Source organism: Pseudomonas sp. GW821-FHT01E10 (assembly GCF_059422365.1).
Map to the genome: position 1 here is coordinate 312,000 of NZ_JBWKWT010000003.1, position 10,685 is coordinate 322,684.

Genomic DNA, 10,685 nt, shown 5'->3' on the forward strand with positions numbered 1-10,685 from the left:
CACCCCCCCCCCCCCCTCCCCCCCCCCCCCCCCCCCCCCCCCCCCCCCCCCCCCCCCCGGCTCCTACAGGGCGCGCGGCGCGATTTACTGCGGGCGCACGCGCAGGGTCAGGCCCTTGAGGAAGTTGCGCAGCAATTGATCGCCGCACGGGCGGTAGTTAGTGTGGCCGAACTTGCGGAACAGCGCGCTCAGCTCAGGCTTGGACACCGGGAACTCGGCGGCCTTGAGGATGGCGTGCATGTCGTCTTCCTTCAGTTCGAAGGCGACGCGCAACTTCTTCAGGATGATGTTGTTGGTCACCGGCACTTCGATCGGCTGCGGCGGACGGCTTTCGTCCTTGCCACGCTTGAAGATCACCAGGCCATCGAGGAAATGCGCCATGACTTCGTCCGGGCAGCGTACGAAACCTTCCTCGTCTTCTTCTTTCTTGTCGAGGTATGTCACCAGGTCTTCCAGAGTGACGTCCATGCCGCCGAGCTTGATGATCTCGATGACTTTCTTGTCGCTGATGTCGAGCATGTAGCGCACGCTGCGCAGTACGTCGTTATGAATCATGTGTGCAGTCCTGATATTTCGCTGTGGGCGCCGCATGAAGCTGCGGCGCCGAAATGTATGGCGGCGGGAAAAGCCTTAGAACTTCTCTTTGCCGGACAGGTAGCGCCATTGCCCCACGGGCACTTTGCCGATGGACACACCGCCGATGCGGATGCGGCGGATGGCGACGACCTTGAGGCCGACGGCCTGGCAGAACAGGGCGATCACGCCCGGTTGTGGGTTTTTCATGGCAAAGCGCAGACGGTTTTCGTTCTGCCAGCTGGCCTTGACCGGCGGCAGTTCCTTGCCCTTGTACGTCAGGCCGTGGTTCAGGCGGTTGAGGCCGTGAGCCACCATGTCGCCTTCGACCTCGACCACATATTCCTGCTCGATCTTGCTGGCATCGGCGGTGAGTTTGCGCAGAATCTTCCAGTCCTGGGTGAACACCAGCAGACCGCTGGCGTTGGCCTGCAGGTCGGCGCTGGCGGTCAGGCGCAGAAAGTGACCCTTGAGCGGACGTTTGCCGTAGCGGTGTTCTTCGCTCAGGGTCGCGGCGCTGAGGGTCGCCATGGCGCTGTCCGCGTCCATGCCCGCCGGGACGTTCATCAGGATGGTCACCGGCTCCGGCGCAGTGGCCTTGGCCTCTGGGTCGAGCTCGACTTTCTGGGTGTCGACCTTGAACTGCGGCTCGTCGATGACTTCACCGTCGACGGTGACCCAGCCGCCCTCGATGAACAGCTCAGCCTCCCGACGGGAGCAGCCGACGAGTTCGATGAGGCGTTTGGAGAGACGAATCGGGTCAGTCATGACAGGGCCGTAACAAAAAAGGGGTGGGCATTGTACCTGCCTGGCGCCGGTTAATCGCGGGTCCATTTGCCTCATGTGTTTTTAATGTGGGAGCGAGCAAGCCCGTTCCCACATGGCGCCATGGTGTGTCAGCCATTGCGCGCCAGTTGCTGGCCCTGGCGTAAACGCATGTGCAGCAACGGGTAAGGCTGGCCCATGCCGTCATGCTCCGAACGACCAATCACCTCGAAGCCCTGCTTGAAATAAAAACCCAGGGCCTGTGGGTTCTGCTCATTGACGTCCAGCTCATCGGCGTTCAGGTGTTCCAGGGCATAGCGCAGTAATTGCTTGCCCAGGCCTTGGCCACGGTGATCCGGATCGATGAACAGCATTTCGATCTTGCCCGCTGCCACGCCGGCGAACCCGGTGATGCGCTGGCGCGAGTCTTTGGTGCAGATCAGCATGACGGCGTCGAGGTAGCGGGTCAGGACCAGGTTCTTCAGCAGTTCGATGTAGCTGTCGGGCAGAAAGTCATGGGTAGCGCGCACCGAGGCTTCCCACACGCGGGTGAGTTCTTCGTAGTCGCTCTGTTTCGGTGTGTAAATGACCGAATGTTGGCGCATGGCCGCTTGCTCCTTCTGTTAAGAGCCGTTCCCGTAAGGCTGCGAGTTTTTTCTCCCACAAAACGATAGACGTAAAAAAGCCCCGCATCTCGTCAAGAGAGCAGGGCTTTTCGTATTTTTTGCGTTTAGATCTGTTCTGCCCACAGGTCGTATTCGTCGGCGTCAGTCACTTTGCACCAGACCTTGTCGCCCGGCTTCAGGTTGCTGCCGTTGTCGATGAACACGTTGCCGTCGATTTCCGGGGCATCGAAGAAGCAGCGGCCAACCGCGCCTTGCTCGTCGACTTCGTCCACCAGCACTTCGATCTCACGGCCGATGCGCATTTGCAGGCGTGCCGAGCTGATGGCCTGCTGGTGCGCCATGAAGCGATCCCAGCGGTCTTGCTTGACGTCGTCCGGAACGATCTCCAGGTCCAGATCGTTGGCCGGTGCGCCTTCGACCGGCGAGTACTGGAAGCAGCCGACGCGGTCCAGCTGGGCTTCGGTCAGCCAGTTCAACAGGTACTGGAAGTCTTCTTCGGTTTCGCCGGGGAAGCCGACGATGAAGGTCGAACGGATGATCAGGTCCGGGCAGATTTCGCGCCAGTTCTTGATGCGCGCCAGGGTCTTGTCTTCGAAGGCCGGGCGTTTCATGGCTTTGAGGACTTTCGGGCTGGCGTGCTGGAACGGGATGTCCAGGTACGGCAGGATTTTCCCGGCGGCCATCAGCGGGATCAGCTCGTCGACGTGCGGGTACGGATAAACGTAGTGCAGGCGAACCCAGACGCCGAGGGTGCTCAGGGCTTCGCAGAGTTCGGTCATGCGGGTTTTCACCGGCGCGCCGTTCCAGAAACCGGTGCGGTATTTCACGTCGACGCCATAGGCGCTGGTGTCCTGGGAAATCACCAGCAGCTCTTTGACGCCGGACTTGACCAGGCGCTGGGCCTCGTCGAGCACGTCACCGACCGGGCGGCTGACCAGTTTGCCGCGCATCGACGGGATGATGCAGAAGCTGCAGCTGTGGTTGCAGCCTTCGGAAATCTTCAGGTAGGCGTAGTGGCGCGGGGTCAGTTTGATCCCTTGCGGCGGCACCAGGTCGATCAGCGGGTTGTGATCCTGACGCGGCGGCACGACGTCGTGCACGGCGTTGACCACTTGCTCGTACTGCTGCGGACCGGTCACGGCCAGCACACTCGGGTGCACGTTACGGATATTGCCTTCTTCGACGCCCATGCAGCCGGTCACGATGACCTTGCCGTTTTCCTTGATGGCTTCGCCGATCACTTCCAGGGACTCAGCCTTGGCCGAGTCGATGAAGCCGCAGGTATTGACCACCACGACGTCGGCGTCCTGATAAGTGGACACAACGTCATAGCCTTCCATGCGCAGCTGGGTAAGGATGCGCTCGGAGTCGACCAGTGCTTTCGGGCAACCCAGGGATACGAAGCCAACCTTTGGATTGGCCGGCGCAGGAGTGGTGGACATGTCTAACCTCGGTATTTGTGACGCCTCCAGCCGATGACGGCAAGGCGACAGACGGGCGCTATGTTGCACCCTCTGGTCAAAAAGTGCGCAATTCTAACGATGGGCGGCGCACTTGACCAGCTTTATGCAGGGAAATACGACGAGTGCTGCGCTATGCTTCGCGCCTTTACGCTTTACCGATTTTTTACAGTCAATAAATCGTCTGTAACAACAAGTAAAACAGTGCATGCTGCACCACAAATCATAGTGCTTCTTTGAAGAAGCCCGGATCTGAGTAGTAGGAGTGATGGATGGGGCAGGCAAGTAGTCAGGCGATAGCCGGCGGACATTCGGCGGCGAAGCCGATCAGCATGCTGGTTGCGGCGGTCGGAGTGGTTTATGGCGACATCGGCACGAGCCCGTTGTACACCCTAAAAGAAGTGTTTTCCGGTGGCTATGGCGTGCCCGTCAACCATGACGGCGTGCTGGGCATTCTGGCGCTGATCTTCTGGTCGCTGATCTGGGTCGTGTCGATCAAATACATGATGTTCGTGCTGCGTGCCGACAACCAGGGCGAAGGCGGGATCATGGCCTTGACCGCGCTGGCACGACGAGCGGCGGGGGGGCATGCAAAATTGCGCACGCTGCTGGTGGTCTGCGGGCTGATCGGCACGGCGCTGTTCTACGGCGACAGCATGATCACCCCGGCGATTTCCGTTCTTTCGGCGATCGAAGGGCTGGGGCTGGCCTTCGAAGGCATCGACCATTGGGTGGTGCCGTTGTCGTTGATCGTGCTGGTGGCGCTGTTTCTGATCCAGCGTCATGGTACGGCCCGGATCGGCATTCTGTTCGGGCCGATCATGGTCACCTGGTTTCTGGTACTCGGCGCGCTGGGCGTGTACGGCATCAACCAACACCCGGAAGTGTTGCAGGCGATAAACCCGGTCTGGGGCGTACGCTTCTTCATGGACCATCCAGGCATGGGGATCACGATTCTTGGTGCCGTGGTGCTGGCGTTGACCGGTGCCGAGGCGCTGTACGCGGACATGGGCCACTTCGGGCGCAAGCCGATCGCTCGGGCCTGGTTCATCCTGGTGTTGCCCGCACTGGTGCTGAACTACTTCGGTCAGGGCGCATTGCTGCTCGGTGATCCGGAAGCGGCCCGCAACCCGTTCTATCTGCTGGCGCCAAGCTGGGCGCTGATCCCGTTGGTCGCGTTGTCGACCATGGCCACGGTGATTGCCTCGCAAGCGGTCATCTCCGGTGCATTCTCCCTGACCCGCCAGGCGATCCAGCTCGGCTACATTCCGCGCATGCGCATTCAGCACACCTCCAGTGCCGAACAAGGGCAGATTTATATCGGCGCGGTGAACTGGGCGCTAATGGTCGGCGTGATCCTGCTGGTACTGGGCTTCGAGTCCTCCGGCGCCCTGGCCTCGGCCTACGGCGTGGCGGTGACCGGGACCATGTTGATGACCACGATTCTGGTGTCGGCGGTGATGCTGCTGCTGTGGAAGTGGCCACCGGTTCTTGCGGTCCCGGTGTTGCTCGGCTTTCTGTTGGTGGACGGTCTGTACTTCGCCGCCAACGTGCCAAAAATCGTTCAGGGTGGCGCGTTCCCGGTGATCGCCGGTATCGCACTGTTCGTCCTGATGACCACCTGGAAACGCGGCAAGCAACTGCTGGTGGATCGCCTGGACGAAGGCGGGCTGCCGCTGCCGATCTTTATCAGCAGTATCCGTGTGCAACCGCCACATCGGGTCCAGGGCACCGCTGTGTTCCTTACCGCTCGCCCGGATGCCGTGCCCCACGCGCTGTTGCACAATCTGCTGCATAACCAGGTGCTGCACGAGCAAGTGGTGTTGCTGACAGTGGTGTACGAAGACATCCCGCGCGTCCCGCCGCAACGACGTTTCGAGGTCGATTCTTACGGCGAAGGCTTCTTCAGGGTCATCCTGCACTTCGGTTTCACCGACGAGCCGGACGTGCCGCAAGCACTGAAGCTGTGTCATCTCGATAACCTGGACTTCAGCCCGATGCGCACCACGTACTTCCTCAGCCGCGAGACAGTCATCGCCTCCAAGCTCGAAGGCATGGCCCGCTGGCGCGAGGCGTTGTTCGCCTTCATGCTGAAAAACGCCAATGGCAACCTGCGTTTCTTCAATCTGCCGCTGAACCGGGTGATTGAACTAGGTACCCAGGTCGAGATGTAAGCCCCCATGAAAAAGCCCCCGTTGCCATGAAGGTAGCGGGGGCTTTTTTGTGTCTGTGCCTTTACTTGCTTTCAGGCAATTCTTCTTCAGATTCGGTCTTTGTTCGGGCGGGTCGCGGTGTCAGCACCTTCACCACATCATCAATCACCGCCTTACTCATCGCCGTCAAATAATGCGCGGCCCAGGCGTGGCGGTCGGTGTCTTTTGCGTAGGCTGCATCCTCGGTAAATGATCTGGCGAGGAACAGCAGGTCGGAGGCTTGTGACAATGCATCAACGATGGGGACGCCGGCGCGGACGTTGAATAGCGCCTGATCCGAGCAGTAGATGAGAGGGGTGAAGCCGAGGGTTTTTAGTTCTGAAATCGCGGAAACATCAATTTTAGTCATAGTCAAAAATCCTAGTTGAGGAGCTGACTCATTCGTTTCCAAGCGAATGGGTGACAGCTGTACGCAGGTTGGAAACCGGGAACTAGGAAACCGGCACGCCCGAGGGCGTCCCACGCACAGCTGCCATAACTCATGATCACAAAAAACGCATGCAATCATGAAGGGGCGCTGTTGCGGCTAGTATCCGACGGGTTTCCAAGCCCGATCGCTGAATGGTCAGCGACGTCCGAGAGTATCCCGTCGAAGAAAAACGCAACAAGACGGCAAAGTGCCCAAAAAGAAAGATTCGGAGTTTGCCTACAAGGTCTGCGGGCGTCATCCGATATTGTGACACCTTCTGTAAACGAGACTAAACATGTCCCCATTTATCTGAGTTCAGCGCAGCCCCCTGTGGTGCGGTTAAATTGCGTGCTAATGAAAAAGCCCCCGCAACCATAAGGTGTCGGGGGCTTTTTTGTGTACGGGGACTCAGATCACTCCTGAGCCGCCGTCTCCTTCGCTTGACGCTTCACGATGGCATCCACCAATCGCTGCGCCAACGCCGGGTAGTTCTCGTCGAAGTGATGGCCGCCAGGCAGTTTCATCGCTTCGCCCACGGCGGTCTTGTCGGTGCAGCCGCTCTCGTCGACTTCTTCCTCTCCGTAGATGCACACCACTTTCGCCGGCGGCAGCTTGGCCATTTCCGGGCCGGTGGCGGCTTCTTTGCCGGCGTTGCCGAGCCAGCCTTCGACTTCGATCTCGAAGCTGCCGGTGCGGGCGAAGGCCAGCAGGATGATTGCGTCGACCCGCTGCTGTTCGGCTTCCGGCAGGCGGTTGTAGATGGCTGGCAGAACGTCGGCGCCGAATGAGTAGCCGGTCAGGATGAAGCGCTTGGTGCCCCATTTCTGCCGGTAGTGCTGCATCAGTTCGGTCAGGTCCAGGGCGCTTTGTTCCGGGCTCTTGTGCTGCCAGTAGTAGCGCAGGGTGTCGATGCCGACCACTGGGTAGCCGATCTTGGCCATCTCGCCGGCCACGTCGCGGTCCAGGTCGCGCCAGCCGCCGTCGCCGGAGAGGAATAGGGTCACGGTGTCCTTGGCTTGGCCGGCTGGCACTTCGACCACCGGAATCTGCAGGCCGCCAGCGGCTTTATCGCCACCGACGAGGGTTTTGCGCAGTTCGTTGTTCAGCACTTGCGGCAGGTTGATGTCGTAGTCGCTGATACTGGTTTCGGCGTTGGGCTGGTCACGCACGAAGCCGGCGCTGGTGTCGTCCGGGTTGTCGTTCCAGGCCACCAGCCAGTGACCGTGGGCGGCACTTTTTGGCAGCAGATGAGTGCAGCCAGGTTTTTCCAGGGCCAGGTCAACCGAAATGGCCTGGGCCTTGTCGTCCTTCTGCTCGGCCAGCCAGCGCCACGCCAGCACGGCGCCAGGGCCGATGCCGCTGACCAGGGTTGCCGGGCCTTTGAGCTCTCTGAGGCCTGCCTGCAGAGCGCGACTTTGCTGGATGCAGTCCTTGGGCAGGATCACCTGGACGATCTGCGCCGAGCCGCTGCGGCTCAGGGTCATCAATTGTTTATCGCTGAGCTTCTGCTCTTCATTGACCGCCACCAGCACCTGCGCGCGCGGCGTGGTGCCGGGGATGACGCGGGTCATCGCGGCGCCATCGGCTGGCGTCAGCAGTTCGAGGGTCGGTTCGGGTGCCGGGCGTTTCAGGTACCAGTAACCGCTACCGACAATCAGGGCCAGCACTACCAGTGTGGCCAGTACGTACCGCAGGGAGCGTTGAATCATCAGCGTTTCACCAATCCAGTCAAGCCGCCCGCAATCAGGGCGGCAGTGTCGGCCAGGGCCACCAGCGGATCGAGTCCGGCGGGCACGGCCATATAACGGGGTTCCCAGTCAGGCTGGAACTTGTCTTTGAAGCGGCGCAAACCTTGGAAGTTATACAGCTGCTCACCACGGCGGAACACCATCGAGCCCAAGCGCTGGGTCAGTGGTGCGCCGCGCCGGGGTTGCAACCCCGACAATGGCACCATGCCCAGGCTGAAGCGCGCGTATCCATGATTTTTATAATGTTGAATCAGGCCGACCATCATGAATTCCATGGTCAGCTTAGGGGCGTCGGGGTGTGCGCGCATCAGGTCGAGGCTGGCCAGTTCATGACCGTAGGTCTCGAGCAGGTTGGCGAACGCCACCGGGCGCCCTTCGAAACGAATCACCGCGACACGGAAGTGCTTGAGGTAGTCATCGCTGAAACGCCCAAGCGAGAAGCCTTTCTCGCGCACATTCTTGCCGGTCAGCCAGGCATCGGAAATCACCTTGAGCTCGTCCATCGGCGCTTGCCCCGGCTCATGGATCTCCAGCGAAAGGCCGTCACGGGTGCCACGGTTCCAGGTGTAGCGCAGGTCCTTCATCTCTTTGCCTTTGGCTTCGAGATCGAAACGCTTGAGGTCGACCCGGGCTTCTTCGCCGAGCTTGATCGCGGTCAGGCCGATGTCCATGTAGTACGGCAGGTTCTCGGCACGCACTTGATAAAACACAGGGCGAGCGTGATGGATATCGCACAGGTCACGGAACTGCCAGATCATTTCCGCCCGTTGCTGGGTCGGGCCGATCGGGTCATACAGCGCTACCAGGCTGCGGCCACGGCGGGCGTACATCAGGAACGCTTCGTCGTTGGGGTGAAACAGCAGCGCCTTGTCACCGGTCAGGGCCAGGCCGCCATCCGGTTGGGAGGAGGCCATGAGGATATTAGCCGCGCGCTCCAGTTCATCGGAGGTTGGCAGGTGGATTATCGGACGCGCGGTACGCAGCAGCCACGTCAGGGACACCACCACCAGCAGCACCGCGGCACCCAGCAACGAACGCAAACCTCGCGGGGCGTCGGCGTCGAGGGTGAACTGCCACCAGAGTTGATGGCTGTACGGAACGTCCTGATAGGCGAACAGCAGCAACCAGATCGATGCGCCGAGTACGCAAAGACTCGACACCAGATACAGCGGCGAAAACGGCAGCTCGGTCAGGCGGCTGGGACGGTAAAACGAACGCCGGAAAACCCCCAGCAAACTTGCTGTCAGGGTCATCAGGCTGGCTTCTTCCCAATCGAAGCCTTTGAGCAGAGAGAGCACGGCGCCGACCAACAACAGAATGGTGGTCAGCATCCACGCGGCCGACAGGCGGCGACGCAAGCCCTGAGCCAGCAGCAGGCAGAGCACGCCCACCAGGCTGGCGCCGAAGTGCGAGGCGTCGACCAGTCGATGCGGGATCAGAAAGCCGATGTGTTCAAGGCGCGTATCGATCTCCGGCGTTACGCCAGAGAACAGCAACACCACGCCGGACAGGAACACCAGCACCGCCAGAATCGGCGCGGCCAGGCCTGAGGCGGCGCGTAGCGTCTGGCGTGTCTGAAACAGGCGCTGGCCTTCGTTGATCAGCAGCAGTACGCAAGCCACCAGCAGCGGCAAGATCACGTAGATCAGGCGGTAGAGCAGCAGGGCGGCAGCCAGTGGCGCGGCACCGAGCTTGTCGGCGAAGGCCGCCAGCAAAATCGCTTCGAACACCCCGACACCGCCGGGTACATGACTGAGCACGCCAGCGGCCAGGGCCAATAGATAGACCAGCAGGAACGCACCGAAGGGTGGTGCTTCGGGCAGCAACAGATAGAGCACTGTCGCGGCGGCGGCCACGTCCAGGGCGGTGATGACCAGTTGCAGGAAGGTCAGGCGGCGGCCCGGCAGGCGCAAGGTGCGGCGGCCGACCTTGACCAGCAGGTTGTCCGGGTAAGGCTGTTCCGGCAAACGACGGCGGTAGATACCGATCGCCAGTACCGTGGCGAGCAGCAGCACGGCCCCTGCAATCGCACCCAGCAACGTCTCGGAGAAACCCAGGGCCAGCGAGGCGGCGGGCAGGTTGCTGAGGGTGGCGAGGGCGGCCAGGGGCGGGAGGGCGCAGCCGAGCGAGAGGCTGGCAAACAGCGTCATGTGCGCGACTTCCGAAGCCCCCACGCCATGCCGTGCATATAGACGGTAGCGAACCGAGCCCCCCGACAGCAGCGACAGACCGATGGCATTGCCGATGGCGAAGGCGGTGAAGCCCCCCAGCGCCACGACTCGCGGCGCCAGTGTCACGCCGGCATAACGGCTGGCCGACCATTCGTAACCCAGCAGAATGATGAAGCCGACGACGGTCGCGCCTAACGCTCCCAGCAAGGCCGGTCTCGGCACTTCCAGGATCGAGTCGTGCAGCGCGTACAGATCGAGTTCGCTCAGCAGGTGACGACAGGCAATCAGCGCGATGGCGAACAGCAGCAAAGTGACCGCCAGACCGATGGGTTGACGGTATTTGCTGATTCGATCCAGCAAGCGCAGACGCTCAGCTTTGATCGGTTGTGTCGCTGTGACGGTGTCTTGTGGATCAGACGAGTTGGCGCGCATCAATCACCTCTTGGATTGTGCGCGACAGGATGGGGGTATCCAGCCAAGTTACCAATCCCTGTAGAAAAAAATAATCACAAATATTAACGCGTCTCACCGGGTATCGGCGATGGCGCATCACCAGTCGTCGAGGGTTTTCCTTGCGGTTCAGCCTAGGTCTGAACTCACAGTCTGGCGACCCTGAACGGCTCACTGCACAGTGACAGATCATTGTTGCGAAAGGACTTTTTCAACAGATACAAAAAAGGCCACTCTTTCGAGTAGCCTTTTTTGATGTTTGGTTGCGGG

The 10,685-nt window shown here is 60.7% G+C and carries 8 protein-coding genes; 1 reads left to right on the top strand and 7 read right to left on the bottom strand.

Annotation, left to right across the window (positions count from 1 at the left end; genetic code table 11):
- Positions 1-84: 84 nt before the first annotated feature.
- The 4 genes from AC07V0_RS07960 to rimO form a co-directional block, all read right to left on the bottom strand.
- A complete protein-coding gene (locus AC07V0_RS07960; RefSeq protein ID WP_018926949.1) occupies positions 85-555 on the bottom strand; it encodes a YehS family protein in 471 nt (156 codons plus the stop codon).
- Between the two features lie 75 nt (positions 556-630).
- The gene (locus AC07V0_RS07965) at positions 631-1,341 is read right to left on the bottom strand and encodes an rRNA pseudouridine synthase (protein WP_019647851.1); all 711 of its coding nucleotides are present in this window, start codon (positions 1,339-1,341) and stop codon (positions 631-633) included.
- Positions 1,342-1,469: 128 nt separating this feature from the next.
- Positions 1,470-1,943: a GNAT family N-acetyltransferase gene (locus tag AC07V0_RS07970; RefSeq protein WP_018926947.1), complete on the bottom strand. Its 474-nt coding sequence runs from the start codon at positions 1,941-1,943 to the stop codon at positions 1,470-1,472.
- Between the two features lie 125 nt (positions 1,944-2,068).
- A complete protein-coding gene (gene rimO / locus AC07V0_RS07975) occupies positions 2,069-3,406 on the bottom strand; it encodes a 30S ribosomal protein S12 methylthiotransferase RimO (protein ID WP_018926946.1) in 1,338 nt (445 codons plus the stop codon).
- A gap of 290 nt (positions 3,407-3,696) precedes the next feature.
- On the opposite strand from rimO, the gene AC07V0_RS07980 reads away from it, so the two are divergent.
- The gene (locus tag AC07V0_RS07980) at positions 3,697-5,598 is read left to right on the top strand and encodes a potassium transporter Kup (RefSeq protein ID WP_018926945.1); all 1,902 of its coding nucleotides are present in this window, start codon (positions 3,697-3,699) and stop codon (positions 5,596-5,598) included.
- 61 nt (positions 5,599-5,659) lie between these two features.
- On the opposite strand, the gene AC07V0_RS07985 is transcribed toward AC07V0_RS07980, so the two are convergent.
- The 3 genes from AC07V0_RS07985 to mprF form a co-directional block, all read right to left on the bottom strand.
- On the bottom strand, positions 5,660-5,986 hold the full coding sequence (locus tag AC07V0_RS07985; RefSeq protein WP_086944782.1) for a DUF3077 domain-containing protein: 327 nt from the start codon (positions 5,984-5,986) through the stop codon (positions 5,660-5,662).
- Positions 5,987-6,459: 473 nt separating this feature from the next.
- A complete protein-coding gene (locus AC07V0_RS07990; protein ID WP_064619969.1) occupies positions 6,460-7,755 on the bottom strand; it encodes a virulence factor family protein in 1,296 nt (431 codons plus the stop codon).
- Positions 7,755-10,397 carry a bifunctional lysylphosphatidylglycerol flippase/synthetase MprF gene (mprF, locus tag AC07V0_RS07995; RefSeq protein ID WP_018926943.1) on the bottom strand — a complete coding sequence of 881 codons (2,643 nt, stop codon included), beginning with the start codon at positions 10,395-10,397 and terminating at the stop codon, positions 7,755-7,757. Before mprF ends, AC07V0_RS07990 begins: the two co-directional genes overlap by 1 nt.
- Positions 10,398-10,685: the final 288 nt, after the last annotated feature.

Excerpts from the sequence above, each read along its gene's own strand:
- mprF (WP_018926943.1), bottom strand. The coding sequence starts at position 10,397 with ATGCGCGCCAACTCGTCTGATCCACAAGACACCGTCACAGCGACACAA.
- AC07V0_RS07990 (WP_064619969.1), bottom strand. The coding sequence starts at position 7,755 with ATGATTCAACGCTCCCTGCGGTACGTACTGGCCACACTGGTAGTGCTG.
- AC07V0_RS07970 (WP_018926947.1), bottom strand. The coding sequence starts at position 1,943 with ATGCGCCAACATTCGGTCATTTACACACCGAAACAGAGCGACTACGAA.
- rimO (WP_018926946.1), bottom strand. The coding sequence starts at position 3,406 with ATGTCCACCACTCCTGCGCCGGCCAATCCAAAGGTTGGCTTCGTATCC.
- AC07V0_RS07985 (WP_086944782.1), bottom strand. The coding sequence starts at position 5,986 with ATGACTAAAATTGATGTTTCCGCGATTTCAGAACTAAAAACCCTCGGC.
- AC07V0_RS07980 (WP_018926945.1), top strand. The coding sequence starts at position 3,697 with ATGGGGCAGGCAAGTAGTCAGGCGATAGCCGGCGGACATTCGGCGGCG.
- AC07V0_RS07965 (WP_019647851.1), bottom strand. The coding sequence starts at position 1,341 with ATGACTGACCCGATTCGTCTCTCCAAACGCCTCATCGAACTCGTCGGC.
- AC07V0_RS07960 (WP_018926949.1), bottom strand. The coding sequence starts at position 555 with ATGATTCATAACGACGTACTGCGCAGCGTGCGCTACATGCTCGACATC.